The 18,356-nt window shown below is 67.8% G+C and carries 17 protein-coding genes; 10 read left to right on the forward strand and 7 right to left on the reverse strand.

The genetic code is table 11. The features are described from left to right. Positions 1–40 precede the first annotated feature (40 nt). From GV027_RS11140 to GV027_RS11155, 4 genes are all read left to right on the forward strand, one after another. Positions 41–730 (forward strand): fimbrial biogenesis chaperone, encoded by a 690-nt coding sequence (locus GV027_RS11140; protein WP_159511919.1) that lies wholly within the window; start codon positions 41–43, stop codon positions 728–730. 10 nt (positions 731–740) lie between these two features. Next, positions 741–3,044: a fimbria/pilus outer membrane usher protein gene (locus tag GV027_RS11145; RefSeq protein WP_159511920.1), complete on the forward strand. Its 2,304-nt coding sequence runs from the start codon at positions 741–743 to the stop codon at positions 3,042–3,044. Beyond that, on the forward strand, positions 3,032–3,490 hold the full coding sequence (locus GV027_RS11150; RefSeq protein ID WP_159511921.1) for a Csu type fimbrial protein: 459 nt from the start codon (positions 3,032–3,034) through the stop codon (positions 3,488–3,490). The genes GV027_RS11145 and GV027_RS11150 overlap by 13 nt, the downstream gene beginning before the upstream one ends. A 114-nt stretch (positions 3,491–3,604) precedes the next feature. Beyond that, positions 3,605–4,666, forward strand: coding sequence for a LuxR C-terminal-related transcriptional regulator (locus GV027_RS11155; protein ID WP_159511922.1), 1,062 nt, complete (start codon positions 3,605–3,607; stop codon positions 4,664–4,666). Positions 4,667–4,717: 51 nt separating this feature from the next. On the opposite strand, the gene gyrB is transcribed toward GV027_RS11155, so the two are convergent. The 6 genes from gyrB to GV027_RS11185 all read right to left on the reverse strand — a co-directional run bounded on the left by gyrB (position 4,718) and on the right by GV027_RS11185 (position 12,590). Continuing rightward, a complete protein-coding gene (gyrB, locus tag GV027_RS11160; protein WP_031440465.1) occupies positions 4,718–7,249 on the reverse strand; it encodes a DNA topoisomerase (ATP-hydrolyzing) subunit B in 2,532 nt (843 codons plus the stop codon). A gap of 390 nt (positions 7,250–7,639) precedes the next feature. Continuing rightward, positions 7,640–8,431 (reverse strand): OmpA family protein, encoded by a 792-nt coding sequence (locus GV027_RS11165; RefSeq protein ID WP_236559180.1) that lies wholly within the window; start codon positions 8,429–8,431, stop codon positions 7,640–7,642. A gap of 99 nt (positions 8,432–8,530) precedes the next feature. Continuing rightward, positions 8,531–9,655, reverse strand: a complete 1,125-nt coding sequence (gene recF / locus GV027_RS11170; protein ID WP_159511924.1) for a DNA replication/repair protein RecF — start codon at positions 9,653–9,655, stop codon at positions 8,531–8,533. 125 nt (positions 9,656–9,780) lie between these two features. Next, positions 9,781–10,575, reverse strand: a complete 795-nt coding sequence (locus GV027_RS11175; protein ID WP_159511925.1) for a Coq4 family protein — start codon at positions 10,573–10,575, stop codon at positions 9,781–9,783. Between the two features lie 110 nt (positions 10,576–10,685). After that, a complete protein-coding gene (dnaN, locus tag GV027_RS11180) occupies positions 10,686–11,804 on the reverse strand; it encodes a DNA polymerase III subunit beta (RefSeq protein ID WP_031395114.1) in 1,119 nt (372 codons plus the stop codon). A 132-nt stretch (positions 11,805–11,936) separates the two neighbouring features. Then, complete coding sequence (locus GV027_RS11185; RefSeq protein WP_159511926.1) at positions 11,937–12,590, reverse strand: outer membrane protein; 654 nt, start codon at positions 12,588–12,590, stop codon at positions 11,937–11,939. 139 nt (positions 12,591–12,729) lie between these two features. Between GV027_RS11185 and GV027_RS11190 the strand changes: the two genes are divergently transcribed. The 4 genes from GV027_RS11190 to GV027_RS11205 all read left to right on the forward strand — a co-directional run bounded on the left by GV027_RS11190 (position 12,730) and on the right by GV027_RS11205 (position 16,046). Then, the gene (locus tag GV027_RS11190) at positions 12,730–13,413 is read left to right on the forward strand and encodes a histidine phosphatase family protein (protein WP_159511927.1); all 684 of its coding nucleotides are present in this window, start codon (positions 12,730–12,732) and stop codon (positions 13,411–13,413) included. A gap of 11 nt (positions 13,414–13,424) precedes the next feature. Beyond that, positions 13,425–13,883, forward strand: coding sequence for an invasion associated locus B family protein (locus tag GV027_RS11195; RefSeq protein ID WP_442800382.1), 459 nt, complete (start codon positions 13,425–13,427; stop codon positions 13,881–13,883). A 221-nt stretch (positions 13,884–14,104) separates the two neighbouring features. Next, positions 14,105–15,295, forward strand: a complete 1,191-nt coding sequence (gene rlmN, locus GV027_RS11200) for a 23S rRNA (adenine(2503)-C(2))-methyltransferase RlmN (RefSeq protein WP_201302611.1) — start codon at positions 14,105–14,107, stop codon at positions 15,293–15,295. Beyond that, positions 15,288–16,046, forward strand: a complete 759-nt coding sequence (locus GV027_RS11205; RefSeq protein WP_159511929.1) for a sulfite exporter TauE/SafE family protein — start codon at positions 15,288–15,290, stop codon at positions 16,044–16,046. Before rlmN ends, GV027_RS11205 begins: the two co-directional genes overlap by 8 nt. A 71-nt stretch (positions 16,047–16,117) precedes the next feature. Here the strand turns inward: GV027_RS11205 and GV027_RS11210 are convergent, their stop codons facing one another. Further along, positions 16,118–16,735, reverse strand: coding sequence for a flavin reductase family protein (locus GV027_RS11210; RefSeq protein WP_159511930.1), 618 nt, complete (start codon positions 16,733–16,735; stop codon positions 16,118–16,120). Between the two features lie 51 nt (positions 16,736–16,786). On the opposite strand from GV027_RS11210, the gene GV027_RS11215 reads away from it, so the two are divergent. Together GV027_RS11215 and GV027_RS11220 are read left to right on the forward strand one after the other, a co-directional pair. Beyond that, positions 16,787–17,563, forward strand: a complete 777-nt coding sequence (locus GV027_RS11215) for a cytochrome b/b6 domain-containing protein (protein ID WP_031396583.1) — start codon at positions 16,787–16,789, stop codon at positions 17,561–17,563. Next, on the forward strand, positions 17,560–18,321 hold the full coding sequence (locus GV027_RS11220; protein WP_159511931.1) for a molybdopterin-dependent oxidoreductase: 762 nt from the start codon (positions 17,560–17,562) through the stop codon (positions 18,319–18,321). Before GV027_RS11215 ends, GV027_RS11220 begins: the two co-directional genes overlap by 4 nt. The last annotated feature ends 35 nt before the right edge of the window (positions 18,322–18,356 follow it).

The following is an 18,356-nucleotide window of genomic DNA, read 5'->3' on the forward strand; positions in this document are numbered from 1 at the left end:
CCTCTTGCAGACCGGTCGCCTCACGGCGGCCGGTCTTTGCATGGCCGCCGCCATCGCCCTGCCCGGCGATGCGGTCGCGAGCAACTTCCGCGTCAGCCCGGTCACGCTCACCCTGCCCGCCAACCGCCCGATCGGATCGCTGACCATCACCAATGGCGAGGATGTACCGGTATCGATCCGGGTGTCCGCCTTTCGCTGGACCCAGGTCGACGGCAAGGACGTCTATACGCCGACCGACGACCTGATCGCGTCGCCCCCCATCTTCACCGCCGCGACGCGGGCGCCGCAACTCGTCCGCATCGGCGTGCGGCACCGCGTGCCCAATGCCGCCTATCGCGTGATGCTGCAGGAGATCCCCGGGCCGGCGACGGCGAACGGCGTGCGCATCGCGGTCAAGCTGAACCTGCCGCTCTATATCGTCGCCGATCCGGCCGCCAAGGCTGACGTCGCCTGGACCGCCTGGCGGCGTCCGGCCGGCGACATCGTGCTCGAGGCGCGCAACACCGGCGGCGCCATCGCGCAGGTCACCGGCATCGCACATCGGACGGGGACGGGGACGGGCGGCACATCGACCGTGTTGAGCAACGCGATGGGCGTCGTCCTGCCGCAGAGCATGCGCCAATGGGAGATCGGCAAGCACCCCGAACTCACGACCGGGACGCCGCTGACGCTCGCGATCCGCACCGCCGATGGCGAGCACGAAGTCACGGCGAATCTGGCCGCGCGCTAGTCTGGCAATCGTGCTTCTGGCCGCGGGTTCGCCCGGCATCGCTGCCGACCCCGCGCCCATCCCGGCTGCGGGGCAGGCCGCGGCGCCGGCGGACCTGCGTCTGGCGTTGCTCGCGATCCGGATCAACGGCATCGATCAGCCCGATCCGGTCTGGGTGCTGTACGATGCGGATGCGCTGTACGTCACCGGAGACGCGGCGCTCGCCTGGCGGCTGGTGCTGAAAGAGGACGATACGCGGCTGTTCGAGGGCGAGACCTATCTTCGGCTCGACACGGCGGAAGGACTCGTCGCCGGCCTCGACGATGCGACGCAGACGTTGTCGATCACCGCGCCGGCTGCATTGTTCATGCCGTCGAGCGCGCTGCTGTCGGGCCGGACCGACGGGCCGATGACGCGCAGCGGGATCGGCGGCTTCCTCAATTACGACCTGTCTGCACAGACCGCGTCAGGCGCGTCTTCGCTCGACGGCCTGTTCGAGCTGGGCGCGTTCAGCGGCGCAGGGACGATGGGGACGGGCTTCATCGCCGGCACGGGGAACAGTGGCGACGGGCGACGCAGCCTCGTCAGGCTGGATACCAACTGGACGATCGACGACCCGGCGCGGTTGCGATCGCTGCGGATCGGCGACGGCGTGACGCGCGGCAGCACCGGGACCGGTGCGCTGCGGTTCGCGGGCTTTCAGCTCGCGACCAATTTCGCGACGCAGCCAGGCTATCTGACGATGGCGCTGCCGACGCTGAACGGCAGCGCGGCCGTCCCCTCGGTCGTCGACCTTTATGTCAACAACATCCTCCAGAACCGCCAGACGGTCGCGTCCGGACCGTTCGCGCTGACCGACGTCCCGGTGGTCAATGGCAGCGGCGATATCCAGCTGGTGGTGCGCGATGCACTGGGGCGCGAGACGCGGGTGACGCAATCCTATTATGCCGCGCCGCAGATCCTGCGCCGGGGGCTGCATGATTTCTCGTACGAGATCGGCGTGCTGCGGCGCAATTTCACGCGGGCGAGCTTCGACTATGGCACGCCAATCCTGTCGGCGACGCATCGTTACGGCGTGACCGAGCGGCTGACGGTCGAGGCGCATGGCGAAACCACCCGCAAGATGCAGGCGACCAGCATGCAGGTCAGCGCCTTGTGGCCCGCGGTCGGGATCTTCTCGCTCTCGGCCGCGGGCAGCCATTCGGACCGGGGCGGCGGCGGCCTGTTCGGGATCGGATTCGAACGCCAGACGCGCGGCCTGTCGCTGGGCGGCAATGGCGAGATCACCACCGCGGACTATGCGACGGTCGGCGATTCGACAGCCTATCGACGCGCGCGCAGCACGGTGACCGGCTTTATCGGCACGCCCACGCCCTATGGATCGGTCACCGCTTCGGTCCTGTGGCGCCGCAGCCGTGACCAGCGGGGCGATATCCTGTCGGGCAATGCCAATGCGTCGATGCGGCTCCGTCGGATCGGCGCGCTCAGCCTAAATGCGAGCCGGAGCTTTGCCGGCGCGCGCGACACGACGGTGCAGTTCCGCCTCACCGTCCCGTTCGGCCAGCGGACGAGCGCCACCGCCGGCGTGCAGCTGCGCGACGGCGAACTGGGCGCGACGACGACGCTGCAACGCAACCTCCCTTATGGAGACGGCGTCGGATACCGGCTGCAGGCGGAAACCGGGGCGATCGAGCGGCTTGATGCAGAGGTCAATGCCCAGAGCGGCATCGGCCGTATCGATGCGCAGGTGACCCGGCTAAACGGGGCGTCGGGCGGGCGGCTGCAGCTGGTCGGATCGGTCGCGACGGTCGATGGCGCGGTGTTCGCCGCACGCCGGATCGAGCAGAGCTTCGGGACCGTGCGTGTCGGCCCCTACGCCAATGTCCGCGTCTATTCGGACAACCAGCTGGTCGGCCGCACGAACGCGGCGGGCGTGCTGGTCATCCCGCGGCTGCTGCCGTTTCAGGACAATCATATCCGGATCGAGGCCGAGGACCTGCCGCTCGACGCGATCATCGACGAGACCAAGCGTACGGTGCGGCCCTATGATCGCAGCGGCGTCGCGGTACGGTTCGGCGCGCGCGCCGCAAGCGATGCGCGGCTCCGGGTGGTCGGTGCGGACGGCAACCCGCTTCCCGCCGGCACCGTGCTTCACCTGAACGGCGCGGGCGAAGCCTTTCTGCTGGCGCCCGGCGGCGACGCCTATCTGACCGGGCTGGCCACGCGCAATCGCGTATCCGCCACCTTTGCCGGCGGCGGGTGCGCTTTCGCCTTCGACTTCGTCCCCGCGGGACAGACCCAACCCGATCTCGGAACCTTCACATGCACCTCATGACCGGTCGCAGCGCGATCACCGCCGCGTTTGTCTTCGCGCTACTCGCGACCGCGGCGCCGGCAGCGGCAGCCAGTTGCAGCGTCAGTCCGCAGCAACTGAGTCTGGGCCGCTATGATCCGTTCGCATCGGCGCCACAGGATGCCGTCACCAGCATCGCGATCAGCTGCGACGTCGAAACCAGCGTCGTCATCGCGATCGGCCCGGGCAATGGCAATTATGGCGCGCGCACCATGACCGGCGGCGCCCAGGCGCTGCTCTACAATCTCTATATCGATCCTGCGCACTCCAGGGTCTGGGGCGACGGCACCAATGGCAGCAGCACCGTCAGCAGCACCGCGGTGGCGACCAGCACCGCGATTCCCGTCTATGCCCGCGCACCGGCCCGCCAGACGCAGCTGAAGCCGGGATCCTACACCGACATCCTCTGGGTCAGCATCACCTATTGAACGCCCGCGACAGCCCTCTCGAACTCTTAAACTTTACCGTGTAACGCCGAATTTCATCGTCCCGGCCGCGGCACCATTTTCGGGCCCCTGGCACCGCCACCGACCGGAGCAGCCATGATCCTATACGTCATCGACGACGACAGCGGCACGCGGCGGCATCTGCAGGCCTGTCTGAAGCCGTCGGGCATCACGGTCTGGCCTTTTGCCCATGCCGACCTGTTCCTCGAGCAATTGCCGACGCTCAAGCCCGCGCCGATCCTGATCGAACTGCGGACGCCGCCGGCGCACGGCCTGGGGCTGCTCTCCGCGCTGGCACAACGCGACATCCGCTGGCCGGCGATCGCGATCACGGCGCGGACCGATGCGACGGTCACCGTCGAGGCGATGAAACTGGGCGCGACCGAGGTGCTCGACATGCCGCTCGAGCCCGAAACGCTGGCGGCCGCGCTGGACCGCGCGTTCGAACGGGTCGCGACGCTGGTGAACTGGACGCTGCAGCGTGGCGCGGCGCGCGCGCGTCTCGACCTGCTGACCGAGCGCGAGCGCAATGTCGTGCGCGCGATGATCGTCGGCCAGACGAACAAGGCGATCGCGCAGGCGATGGCGATCAGCCCGCGCACGGTCGAAGGGCACCGCGCACAGGCGCTGCGCAAGCTGAACGTCAGCAGCGTGGCGGAGATGGTCTATGTCGCGGTCGATGGCGGGCTTGCCCCCCGCGAACGCTGGCTCGACACGCCCGAACTTGCGCGCAGCCTGCGTGAGGGGTCGCCGCTGGCGAACCACGTGCCGCAGCTGCCCGACCCGGGCCGGTCCCGCTTCGACAATTTTGCCGCGACCTCTCCCGATGGCATTCTATGTGCGGATCATGACGGCCGGATCATCGTCTGGAACGCGGCGTGCGAGACGCTGTTCGGTTTCAGCACCGACCAAGCGCTGGGTCAGACGATCGCCATCATCGATCCGCGAGAACGGGGTAATCCCCTGAGCCTGCAGCAGCTCGCGGCCCGCGGCGCGGCACATCTGGTCGGGGCGACCGTCACCCTCGAGGCGACGCACCGCGGCGGGTCGAAACTGAGCGTCGCCCTGTCGCTGTCGATGTGGCGCGAGGACGGCCAGACGCATTTCGGCGCGATCATCCGCAAGACCGACGCGCCACGCCTTGCCAAACCGGACTGACGCACCCGGATCGGACGATCCCTGCGCGTCGGTCCGGCCGGGCGGCGCGCCCTAGACGTCGAGATTGGCGACGTTGAGCGCGTTGTCCTGGATGAACTCACGGCGTGGCTCGACGACTTCGCCCATCAGCTGCGTGAAGATCTCGTTCGCGCTCTCGGCATTGACCGCGGTCACGCGCAGCATCGAGCGGACCGACGGATCGAGCGTGGTTTCCCACAGCTGTTCCGCATTCATCTCGCCCAGCCCCTTGTAGCGCTGGATCGCGAGGCCCTTGCGGCCGGCGGCGAGGATCGCGTCGAGCAGATGGCTCGGGCGCGACACCTGCGTCGAACCGCGCGTCGCGACCGCGGTGGCGGACCCGATCACGCCGGCCCCAGTCTCTGCGGCGTCCTCCGCTTCGGGCTCGTCGGCGTGCGCCGCCTTGCTCGCGGGGACGAGGTTCGAGGTGCGCGCATAGCTGTCCGACTGCTCGGCCGACAAAGCGTGCAGCTTGCGCGCCTCGGCCGAGACGAGGAAGCTCGCCTCGATGATGTGGTGATCGGTCACCCCGCGCCACGCGCGCTGGAAATGGATGCCGCCATCCTGCGTCAGCTCGGCGGTCCAGCGCGCATCGCCGTCGTCGAGTTCGAGGCGCCGCGTGACGATCTCGAGCCGCGACGTGCGGTCGGCGACCGATGCCTCGGGATCGAACACGCCGCCCAGCGCCAGTGCCTCGATCATGCCCGCGTCATAGCGCTTGGGGACGTAGCGCATCAGCGTGCGCATGCGGCGCGCGTGATCGACCAGATCCTTCAGATCGCGACCCGAGCGGGCGCCGCCGGGCCCTTCGAGGACCATCGACCCGACGCCCGCATCGACCAGATATTCATCGAGCGCGGCATCGTCCTTCAGGTACATCTCGGACCGGCCCTTGGTCGCCTTGTAGAGCGGCGGCTGCGCGATGTAGAGATAGCCGCCTTCGATGATCTTGGGCATGTGACGGTAGAACAGCGTCAGCAACAGCGTGCGGATGTGCGCGCCGTCGACGTCTGCGTCGGTCATGATGACGATCTTGTGGTAGCGCAGCTTGTCCGCGTTGAAGTCGTCGCGGATGCCGGTGCCCATCGCGGTGATGAGCGTGCCGATCTCGCGGCTCGACAACATGCGGTCCTCGCGCGCGCGCTCGGTGTTGAGGATCTTCCCGCGCAAGGGAAGGATCGCCTGGAAATGGCGATCGCGGCCCTGCTTGGCCGAACCGCCAGCCGAGTCACCCTCGACCAGGAACAGCTCGGACTTAGCAGGATCGCGCTCCTGGCAATCGGCGAGCTTGCCGGGCAGCGAGGCGATGTCCATCACGCCCTTGCGGCGGGTCAGTTCGCGCGCGCGCTTGGCGGCTTCGCGCGCGGCGGCGGCGTCGATGATCTTGGCGACGATCGCCTTGCCGTGCGCGGGGTTCTCTTCGAGCCATTCGGCCATCTTGTCGGCCATCAGGCTTTCCAAGGGCTGGCGGACTTCGGACGAGACGAGCTTGTCCTTGGTCTGGCTGCTGAACTTCGGGTCGGGCAGCTTGACCGAGACGATCGCGGTCAGCCCCTCGCGCATGTCCTCGCCGGTGAGCTGGACCTTTTCCTTCTTCAACAGGCCCGACTTCTCGGCATAATTGTTGAGCGTGCGCGTCAGCGCGGCGCGGAACGCGGCCATGTGCGTGCCGCCGTCGCGCTGCGGGATGTTGTTCGTGAAGGCGAGGACGTTCTCGTAATAGGAGTCGTTCCACTGCAGCGCGACGTCCATCGTGACGTCGTCGCGCGTACCCGAAATCGCGACCGGCTCGGGCATCAGCGGCAGCTTGGCGCGATCAAGATACTTCACGAACGCGGCGATCCCGCCTTCGTAATAGAGCTCGACGGTCTTCAGTTCCTCATGCCGTGCGTCGGTCAGGAACAGGCGCACGCCCGAATTGAGGAAGGCGAGCTCGCGGTAGCGATGTTCGAGCTTGTCGAAGTCGAAATCGGTGATCTTGAAGGTCGCGGGCGACGGGAAGAAGGTGACTCGCGTCCCCTTCTGGCCCTCGGCCGCGTCGCCGACGATCTTGAGCGGGAGCACCGCGTCGCCGAACGCGAAGCGCATGTAATGCTCCTTGCCGTCGCGCCAGATCGTCAGGTCGAGCCATTCGCTGAGCGCGTTGACAACCGAGACGCCGACGCCGTGCAGGCCGCCCGAGACCTTGTACGCGTTCTCGTCGCTCGTGTTCTCGAACTTACCGCCGGCGTGGAGCTGGGTCATGATGACCTCGGCTGCCGACACGCCTTCCTCGGTGTGGATGCCGGTCGGGATACCGCGGCCATTGTCGGTGACGCTGACCGATCCGTCGGCGTTCAGGACGATGTCGATCCGGTCGCAATGCCCGGCAAGCGCCTCGTCGATCGCGTTGTCGCTGACCTCGAACACCATGTGGTGGAGGCCCGACCCGTCGTCGGTGTCGCCAATATACATGCCGGGGCGCTTGCGGACCGCGTCGAGGCCCTTGAGGACCTTGATCGAGTCTGCGCCATAGTCGCCCTGGTTGGGCAGGTTGGGATTGTTGGATTCAGGGTTGGATGCCATGCCCAGCATATAGGCATCGCACGCCCGAAACGGAAGCGAAATGGCCCTGTGGCGCGGGGGTCGGGTCGTGAGGCGTAGGACAGCGGTCGGCTCTGGCCTTGCTCCAAACACGCCGCCTCCCCGGCGGAGGCCGGGGCCCAGTTGGAAAGGTCGTTGTAACGCAGCGACCCCTTCCGTTTGAGACGTCCCCCACCTGGGCCCCGGCCTTCGCCGGGGTGGTGGAGGCGGGCCTGCCCCTCTCCCCTCGGGGGAGAGGGAGGGAGGAGCCGCAGGCGACGGAAGGGTGAGGGGGTGTCGGGGCGCGCTCCCGAGCCTCACTTGCCCTCACCCTTCCCACGGCAAGGGCCGCGGGCCCCTTCCCTCTCCCCCGGGGGGAGAGGGAGTTGGTGGTCAGAAGCGGTCGGCGCGCTGGCCGAGCAGGGTAACTTCGACCCGGCGGTTGAGGCGCATGCCGGCGGCGGTGCCGTTGGTCGCGACCGGCTGGCGCTCGCCGTGGCCGACGACGCTGAAGCGGGCGCGGACGACGTCCATGTCGTCGAACGCCTGACGGACGCTCGCCGCGCGACGCTCGGACAGATCCTGGTTGTGCGCATCGGACCCGCGCGAATCGGTGAAACCGTCGATCGCGACGCGGACGCCCGGATTGCCGCGCAGATAGCCGGCGAGCGGGCGCAGCTTCTCGATCGCTCCGGGGCGCAGCACCGCGCTGTCGGTGCGGAACAGCACGTCCTCCAGCAGGGTCAGCGTCGCGCCGCGTGGCGTCTGGCGGAAGCCATAGTTGCGCATCGCGCCGCGGTCCCACGTCGTGGTGGTCTCGACCACAGTGGTGCCGCCGCCGCGGTCACCGCGATATCCTCCCGGGTCGCGGCCATAGGCGTTCCAGTCGAACCGGTCGCGACGCGGCCCGGCGATGCGGGCGAATTCGCGGTTGGCGTCACCGGCTTCCTGCCGGTTGATCCGACCATCGCCGTTCGCGTCGAAATTGGGCATCACGAACGTGCGACCGCGCGGCGTATTGCGCAGCTCAGGGAACAGGATCGGCACGCCGGCACCCGCCAGCCTGTAACCGGGGCGCGACCAAGGCGGGTTGCTCATGTCATAGCGCGCCTGCGCGAATGCCGGTGTGGTGGTTGCCGCGATCATGACCAGTCCGAATGCGGCGCGTGCGATAGTCGTCTTCATCATGTCTCTCCGTCGCCCCCGCTATGGACCGGGGCGCGATGGACCAGGATTTGCCCGCGCCCGCTTGAACCCCTCGTGACGCGCATCGACAGCGCGCGTTCAGCCAGGCCCGACCGCGATCCGCGTCGCCTGCGCGTCGATCGCATCGAACAGTGCGTCCTCGGTGCCGGTCATCCACACCTGCCCGCGCCCCGCCAGCCGATCGAACAGCGCCGCGCGGCGGGCCGGATCGAGATGTGCCGCGACCTCGTCGAGCAGCAGGACCGGGGGCTGGCCAGTCCGCTCGGCGACCAGCTCGGCATGCGCGAGGACGATGCCGAGCAGCAGCGCCTTCTGCTCGCCGGTCGAGGCGAGCGACGCGGCGCGTGCCTTGTCGTGGTGCGTGACGATAAGGTCGACACGGTGCGGCCCGACCAGGGTCCGCCCGGCAGCGGCATCGCGCGCGCGACCCTGCGCGAGCGCGACCGCGAGCGGCGCGGCATCGCCGGCCCAGCCGTCGAGCGCGAGGCCTGCACGCGGAAATGCGCCGTCCGTCCCGCCCGCCAGCCGCGCGCCGAGCAGGTCGACCGTTTCGCGGCGCGCGGCATCGAGCGCGTCGCCATGGTCGGCCATCTGCGCCTCCAGCGCGGACAGCCAGTCGCCATCGGGACGGCCTTCGTCGCCGAGCAGCCGGTTGCGCGCGCGCATCGCCGCCTCGTAGCGCGCGGCATGATGCGCGTGCCCGGGTGCGAGCGCGAGCGTCAGCCGGTCGAGAAAGCCGCGGCGTTCGCCCGCGGGGGCGACGAACAGCCGGTCCATCGCGGGGGTGAGCCACAACACCGTCAGCCACTCGGCGAGCGTATTGGCGGTGGTGGTCGCACCCTGGACGCGGACGATGCGGCGCTCAGGCGCCGATGTCAGCGCGCCGGTCGCGATATCGACATCGCCGATGTGGCTACCAGCGTCGGCATGTTGGTCGCGTTCGTCCCCAGCTACGGAAGTCTCACCTCGCGCGGAGGGGCAGAGCGTCGTCGCGACGCCGAAACCGCCCGCACCGCCCTGCCGCGCCATCTCGCCGAGCGCCGCCCGGCGCAGCCCCCGGCCGGGGGCGAGCAGCGAGACCGCCTCGAGGATGTTGGTCTTGCCCGCGCCGTTCGCGCCGGTCAGCACCACGAACCCCGCCCCCGGCTGGAGCGTCAGGTCGGCATGATTGCGGAAATCGGTGAGGACGAGGCGCGACAGCATCGCACCGGCCTTAAAGGAGTTTTGCAGCCGAGTGCATCGCCCTTTTCCGTTCGCCCTGAGCGGAGTCGGCGATCGGTCTGGTCAGGACCGCCCGCGACAGACCCGGTGCGCTGTCAGCCTTCGCGTCAGGCGGCGATCCGCTCGGGCCCGGTGCCCGCCCCCGCCTTCTGCGCGCTCAGATAGGAGGCGAGCACGGGACCGAGTTCGCGCTGCGCGTGCAGATAGGCGACCGGCGTCGCGATCCCGAGCCGCGCGCGTGCCGCATCGAGTGGCTCGTGCAGCAGGGTCAGATAATCCTCGCCCGAAATCCACTTTGCCTTGCGGCCATTGCGATAGCCTTCCCAGACCGCCTTGGCGAACAAGGCGTTGCCGGTGACGCGGAGACTCTTGAGCGCCGCCGCCGACCCGATCAGCGCCCAGCCGAGCCCGCCGACCTGCGCATAGCTGAACGCGACGAGCGCCGCCTCACCGAGACTCTCGTCCGCCTTGTAGCCGGTCAGCACGTGCCAGATGTCATGCGTGTCGCGCACCCGCCGGCCGAACCACGCATAGGGATGCGCCAGATCGTCCTCGCTCGGCACCAGCCGCGACACCTCGACCAGCCCGTCCGCCGAATAGCCCGTCGTCTCGAGGAAATGGCGATAGGCCGCGCCGACCGTGCCGGGTGCAAAGCTCGCGACGAATGCCGGATCGGAGAAGCGCCGTGCGAGCTCGACTTGCTCATAGGCGATCCGCCCGCCCCGCTCGGTCGCGATCAGCCGCGCATAGTTCATCGGCGCGTTGCCGACGTTCAGCGCACGCATGATCCGGAACACCTGAGTCGTGTCGTCGCCATTGGCGAGGAGCTTCCGGATCGCATCCATCGCGGTCCGCCAGTCGCGACGACCGGTCGTACCAGGAAAGGGAGGAAGCTTCGCCATCGAGTCGACTCCTTACTAACAGCAATGTCAGTATCAGATCCGCTCGAGCCTTCAAACGAAAAAGGCCACCCCGCAGGATGGCCTTTCGATCGATCGCCAGCGTGCGCCGGTCAGACGCGCATCGGCATCAGCACGTAGAGCGCGGGCGACTTGTCGTTCTCGCGGATCAGCGTCGGGGCGGCGGCGTCGGCGAGGTGGACCTCGACCATGTCGCCGTCGATCTGCGCGAGGATGTCCATCAGATAGCGGCTGTTGAAGCCGATCTCGAACGGGAGCGCGACATAATCGCCGGGGACTTCCTCCGCAGCGGTGCCGTTTTCGGGCGAGGTCACCGACAGCGTGATCTTGTCGCGGTCGAGCGCCATCTTGACCGCGCGGGTCTTCTCGGTGGCGATGGTCGACACGCGGTCGACGCCTTCCATGAAGCTCTTGGGGTCGATCTTGAGGATCTTGTCGTTGCCGGTCGGGATCACGCGGCTGTAATCGGGGAAGGTGCCGTCGATCAGCTTTGAGGTCAGGATCGCCTGGCCGAGGTCGAAGCGGATCTTGGTCGGCGACAGCGACACGCCGACCGAGCCGTCGACCTCGTCGAGCAACTTGCGCAGTTCGGCGATGCATTTGCGCGGCACGATCACGTCGGGCATCGATTCGGCGCCCTCGGGCCGCGGCAGCGTGACGCGCGCGAGGCGGTGGCCGTCGGTCGCGGCGGCCTTCAGCACCGGGTTCGCGCTGTCACCGTCCGCGACGTGGAGGAAGATGCCGTTGAGATAATAGCGCGTCTCTTCGGTCGAGATCGCAAAGCGAGTCTTGTCGATGATCTGCTTCAATGTCTCGGCGGGCAGTTCGAACTGGGTCGGCAGCTCCCCTTCCGCGATCACCGGGAAATCGTCGCGCGGCAGCGTGCCGAGCGAGAAGCGTGCGCGGCCCGCGATGATGCTCATCCGGCCTTCGGAGGCGGCGAGCTGGACCTGGCTGCCCTCGGGCAGTTTGCGCGCGATGTCGAACAGCGTGTGCGCGGACACGGTGGTCGCGCCGGGCTGGTCGACCGCGGCTGCGATCGATTCGTTGATCTGCAGATCCAGATCGGTCGCCATCAGCTTCAGCGTGCCTTCGGCAGTCGCCTCGATCAGCACGTTCGACAGGATGGGGATGGTGTTGCGCCGTTCCACCACGGACTGGACATGGCTCAGCCCCTTGAGGAGCGTTGCGCGTTCGATCGTCGCCTTCATCAAAATTCCCCCGGCCTCCACAGCCGGATTCGGGGCTGGGGGCAATCCGCAGATGGCTTACCCAACAATAAAGGGTCGGAGCAAGCGCCCCGACCCTTCTTTGATCACGGTAAACGTCGCGTTAAACCGCAATCAGAAGCGGAAGCCATAGCTGGCAACGACCTGATGACGATCGGTGTCGACGTCGAATCGGCCGCTGGTGCCGCCGGTCGCATAGTCGATGTTGCTGCGCTCATAGTTCGAATAGCGATATTCGAGCTTGGCATAGCTGTTCGGGCCGACCGCATGCTCGGCACCCGCGCCGATGCGCCAGCCGTCGAGGTTGAAGTCGGTGTCGGTGGTCTGGTTGGTGTCGCCCGCCAGAACGTTCAGCTTGGCGTTGGTGTAGCCGCCCTTCGCATAGATAATGGTCGTCGGCGCGACGACATAGCCGACGCGACCTCCGACATAGATGTCGCGGCCCTGCTTGACGCGACCGAAACCGAAGTCGCTGGTATAGTCGTTGCGGTCGCTCTTCGCGGTCGAGCCGGTCAGTTCGGCCTCGGCGCCGAGCACGATGTTGCTCGAGGTCGCGATGTCGTAGCCGATGCCGCCGCCGTAAAGCAGGCCGTCGATCTTCTGGTCGTCGCGCCCGTTGTTGTTGGACACGCTGCTGCCGGCGCCGGTGTGGTCGTAGCCGAGCGTGGCCTCGACGCGCGGGCCGGTGAAGGTCGGGTTGGTCTGTGCCAGCGCGGGGGCGGCAACGGCGGTGGTCGCGAACAGCGATGCGGCGATAAGCTTACGCATTGGGATACTCCATTGATCTTCGTCACCCCCGAACGCGGGGTGGATGGCTCCAATGGACCAATCCGACAGGCGTTGCATGAACCCCAGATAAACACGGAAATCCGTTGCTTTTGCGCAACAGGGGGTTGAAATGCGGGCCATGATTCCAAGCCCTCGGCAAAGCGCAGCGGACCCCGGTCCAACCGGCAAACCGCCCGTCAGGCTTGGCCGGGATTTCGTCGCGCGGCACGGCGAAACCGTGTTCAACGCCGCGCACCGGTTGCAGGGTAATGCCGCGCACACGCCGCTGACGCGCGCCGGATTTGCGCAGGCCGACGAGCTTGGCCGTGCGCTGCGGGACGTGCTCGGGGCCAGGCCTGCGCTGACGCTGTGGGCGTCGCCGACCGGGCGCGCGCTGCAGACGCTGGCGGTGATCTGCGAGCATCTCGAGCTCGACTGGCACGATGCGCGCACCGACCCGCGGCTGGTCGAGATCGACATGGGGTCGTGGGGGGGCCGCTATTATGCCGATGTGGTCGACGAGGTCGGGCCGGTGATGATGCCCGGCGGCACCCTGAAGCCCGCGCCCGACGGAGAGACCTATCCCCAGATCGCGGCACGGGTCGGCGGCTGGCTGGCGGACACCGCGCAGGATCCGGGCGACCGGCTGGTGATCATGCACGGGATTTCGAGCCGGGTGATGCTGGGCGCGATGACGGGTGCGCCGGTCGATCCGGTGCTCGGCACCGCGGTTGCGCCCGGGTTGCCGCAAGGGTCGGTGACGCTGGTCGAGCAGGGCCGCGCGACCGTTCCGCACCGCGGCACCGGCTTCGCCCCCGCGTGAGGCTGGCGGTGCTGCTGGCCTTCGCGGTCGCGACACCGGCGACGGCGCGCGACACGATCGGCATCTACCGGGGATGGGGCGCGTTCCGCGACGCGGCGCCGCCGCGCTGCTACGCGATCGCGCGGCCGGTGATGGCGGGTGGGCGCACGACGGGTTTCGCGACCATCGCGACCTGGCCGAAGCGCGGCCTGCGCGCCTCGCTGTACATCCGCCTGAGCCGCGAGCGCGATCGCTCCGCCGGGGTGACGCTGACGGTCGGCGAACGCCGGTTCGCGCTGGTCGCGAACGGGCTGGACGCATGGGCGAGCGATGCCCCTAGCGACCGCGCGATCGTCGCCGCGCTGCGATCGGGGCGGAGCATGAGCGTCGAGGCGGTCGGCGTCGGTGGTCGGCCGTTCGCGGATGTCTATGCGCTGTCGGGCGCGGCGACCGCGATCGATGCCGCGGTGCTGGCGTGTCGCGGGGGATAAGAGCGCGCCCAACATCTGCGCCTCCCCGGCGGAGGCCGGGGCCCAGGTGGAAAGGTGGTCGTAACGACGGGCTGGCCGTCCTTACCTCCGTCCCCCAACTGGGCCCCGGCCTTCGCCGGGGAGGTGTTATTGTGTGGGGCTATGCGTGGTGATCATGGCGGCAACGCTTCGCTCCACGCAGCCTGTAGAAAAATCGGCAAAATTCCGCTATGCGCCCGGCCATGCAGACCGCCGCGAACCTCATGCCCATCCCCGGGCACATCGATCCCGTGCCCGTTCCCCGCAGCTTCGTGCCGCGCAGCGACGGGCGTATCGACCTGCTCGGGCTGTCGCTCGCCGATCTGCGCATGGCGCTGGAGACGTCGCAGCTCGAGGAAAAACAGGCCAAGCTGCGCGCGAAACAGCTGTGGCACTGGATCTACAATCGCGGCGCGACCGAGTTTTCGGCGATGACCGACATCTCGAAGACGATGCACCCGTGGCTCGAGCAGCGCTTCGTGATCAGCAGGCCCAATGTGGTCGAGGCGCAGGTGTCGACCGACGGCACGCGCAAATGGCTGCTGCGCTCGGACGACGCGCAGGATTACGAGATGGTGTTCATCCCCGACGCGGATCGCGGCACCTTGTGCGTGTCGAGTCAGGTTGGCTGCACGCTCAACTGCACCTTCTGCCACACCGGCACGATGCGGCTGGTGCGCAACCTGACGCCCGCCGAGATCGTCGGCCAGGTGATGCTCGCGCGCGATTCGCTCGGCGAATGGCCGAGCCAACCCGAGGGCCGCATGCTCACCAACATCGTGATGATGGGGATGGGCGAGCCGCTGTATAATTTCGAGAATGTCCGCGACGCGCTGAAGCTGGTGATGGACGGCGCAGGGCTCGCGCTGTCGCGGCGCCGGATCACGCTGTCGACCAGCGGCGTGGTGCCGATGATGGCGCGCGCGGGCGCGGAGATCGGCGTAAACCTCGCGGTGTCGCTGCACGCGGTGACCAAGGAGGTGCGCGACGAGATCGTGCCGCTCAACCGCAAATACGGCATCGAGGAACTGCTCCAGGCCTGCGCGGACTATCCCGGCACCAACAATGCCCGCCGGATCACGTTCGAGTACGTGATGCTGAAGGACAAGAATGATTCGGACGCCGACGCGCACGAACTCGTCCGGCTGCTGCGCAAATACGAGCTGCCCGCCAAGGTGAACCTGATACCGTTCAACCCCTGGCCGGGCGCGACCTATGAATGCTCGACGCCCGAGCGGATCAAGTCGTTCTCCAGCATCGTGTTCGGCGCGGGCATTTCGGCGCCGGTGCGCACCCCGCGCGGTCGCGATATCGATGCGGCCTGCGGGCAGCTGAAGACCGCGTCCGAGAAGAAGAGCCGCGCGCAGCTGGATCGCGAAGCCGCGCTTGCTTGAGATCGGTGCGGTCGCACTGGCGGCAGGGGCTGGACTATTGGGCGGCGCGATGAACGCGCTGGCGGGCGGCGGCAGTTTCGCGACGATGCCCGCGCTGATCGGGCTTGGCCTGCCCTCGACCTTCGCCAATGCGACGAGCAACGTCTCGCTCCAGCCCGGCGCGATGGCGAGCGCATGGACCTATCGGCACGGGCTTGAGCCGGTGTCGGGCGTCGGCATGCGGACGATGGCGGGGATCACCTTCGTCGGCGGGCTCGTCGGCAGCCTGTTGCTCGTCGCGACCTCGGCGCGCGCGTTCGACCTGATCGTGCCGTGGCTGCTGCTGTTCGCGACGCTGGCGATCGCGTTCGGCACGCAGGCGTCGCTGTGGCTGCGGTCACGGGTCGAGATCGGGCCGAAATCGCTGGTCGCGGTGCAGGCGATGCTGGGCGTCTATGGCGGTTATTTCGGCGGCGGGGTCGGGCTGATGCTGACCGCCGCCTGGGGGCTGTTGTCGGGCGCGACGCCCGCCATGCTTGCGGCACCGCGCACGCTGATGCTCGCGGTCGCCAATCTCGCGGCGACGATCATCTTCATCGCCACCGGCATGGTCTATTGGGCGCTGTGCATACCGATGCTCCTCGGCGGGATCGTCGGCGGGCATTTCGGCGCGAAGCTCGGGCTGGTGCTGCCCGCCAAGGTCATTCGGGTGTGGACGCTGCTGGTGACGATCGCAACGACGATCGTGTTCTTCTGGCGAGCGTATGGCTGAGGCGTGTGTCCCCGCGAAGGCGGGGACGCAGTCCGGGCACCCGCCTTCGCGGGTGAACAAACCTCCTCAGGTCAACCCGGCCGACGCATCTTGAATAGCGACTCCTCGGTGATCGCGAAATAATCCGCCGGGCCGCCGCCGCGCAGGATCGGTTCGCCGCGCGCGGTCTGGTACACGCCGTCGTCGAGCATCGCCGGGTCGATATGGATCGCGACCGCCTCGCCGAGCACGAGCCACTGGTCGAGTTCGCGGCCCTCCTTGGTTTCCAGCCGGACGATCTGCGTCACCTTGCATTCGAACTGCGCGCGGCTCGCGGCGACGCGCGGCGGCTTCACGTGCAGCGAGGCGAGCGTTTCGAGCCCCGCGAGTGCGAATTCGTCGACGTCCGCCGCGACATTGGCCGCGGTCGCGTTCATCGCCTCGCCCAGATCGCGGCTGACGAGGTTCCAGACGAATTCGCCGGTCGCGGCGATGTTCGCGACGCTGTCCTTCCACCCCATCGACGAAAAGCCGATCAGCGGCGGGGTGTAGTTGAACAGGTTGAAGAAGCTGTAGGGCGCAAGATTGGGTACGCCGTCCGCGGACAGCGTGCTCACCCAGCCGATCGGGCGCGGCGCGACGATCGCGTTGAGCGGATCATGCGGCAGGCGATGGCCGCTCGTCGGTTCGTAAGAATGCCATTCGGTCATACGCGTATCCCTGCTATGGTCGGAGCTTGTCGCCTAAAGCGAAGGCCAAGCATGAACGATCCCGCCCGCCCTATCGCCACTGCCCCTGTCACCGTCATCAAACGCCACCGGATCGCGACGCGGCTGTGGCACTGGATCACCGCGGTGGCGATGTTCATCATGATCGGCAGCGGGATCGGCATCTTGAAGGCGCATCCGCGATTCTACTGGGGGCGCTATGGTGCGAACTTCGATCAGGCGTGGACGACGCTCGACCAGTGGCCGGGCTGGGTGGTGACGCTGATCAACCTGCTGACGATTCCGGCGAGCTACAACCTCGCCATCTCGCGACGCTGGCACCTGTTCTTCGCACTGGTCCTGTCGTTCGCGCTGCTCGGCTTCATGATCGTCAGCCTGTTCAATCGGCATTTCCAGCGCGACCTTCGCGTCCGGGCGGGTGAGCTTGCGCCGCGCGAAGTGGCGCATGACGTGCGCGAGCATCTGGCGCTGCGCTTCCACGATCCGAAGCGGCCCGCCGCGTACAACATCCTGCAGAAGCTGTCCTATGTCGCGACGATCTTCATCCTGCTGCCGGTGATGATCCTCACCGGGCTGGCGATGTCGCCGGCGATGGATGCCGCCTGGCCATGGCTGCTCGACATCTTCGGCGGGCGGCAGTCGGCGCGGTCGATCCACTTCATCGCGATGGTCGCGCTCGTGCTGTTCATCATCGCCCACCTCGCGCTCGTGATCCTGGCGGGCGCGTGGAACGAGGTGCGATCGATGATCACCGGACGCTTTACCGTTCCGGGGCACGTCCCCGCGCATACCGGGGAGGATGCCGCATGAGCACCATCATCACCCGCCGCTCGCTGGTCGCCGGCGCGGCGGTCGGCGCCGGTGCGCTGCTTACCGGGTGCGACAAGATCATCCAGCATCCCGAGGCGCGCAAGATCCTGTTCATGGGCGAGGAGATGCAGCGCGGGCTGCAACGCGCGCTGACCGATCGCAACGCGCTCGTCCCTGAATTCAGCGCGGCGCAGATGTCGCCGATCTTCCGGTCGAACGGCACGCGCAACCCCGGCACCCCGGCCTATACCGAGATGCTGGTGAACAACTTCGCGGACTATCGGTTGCGCGTCGGCGGGCTGGTCGACCGGCCGCTGTCGCTCTCGCTGCCGCAGCTCCGCCAGATGCCCGCGCGCGCGCAGATCACGCGGCACGACTGTGTCGAGGGCTGGTCGGCGATCGCCAAGTGGCAGGGCCCGAAGCTTGCCACGCTGTTACAGGCCGCGGGGATCCGCGACACCGCGCGCTACATCGTCTTCACCTGCGCCGACCTGTACCGGGGCACGCCCTATTACGAGTCGATCGACCTGATCGACGCATTCCACCCACAGACGATTCTCGCCTGGGCGTTGAATGATCAGATTCTGGACGTCGCGCACGGCGCCCCCGTCCGGCTGCGCGTCGAACGTCAGCTTGGCTACAAACATGCCAAATATATCATGGCGATAGACGCCGTCGCCAGCCTGGCCGGGATCGGCAAGGGCAAGGGCGGCTATTGGGAAGATAACGTGGATTATGATTGGTATGCGGGAATCTGACGCCGCCCGGGGGGTGGCGCATTTCCGTACCAGTC

The organism is Sphingomonas sp. T1 (genome assembly GCF_902506585.1).
Lineage (GTDB): Bacteria > Pseudomonadota > Alphaproteobacteria > Sphingomonadales > Sphingomonadaceae > Sphingomonas > Sphingomonas aerolata.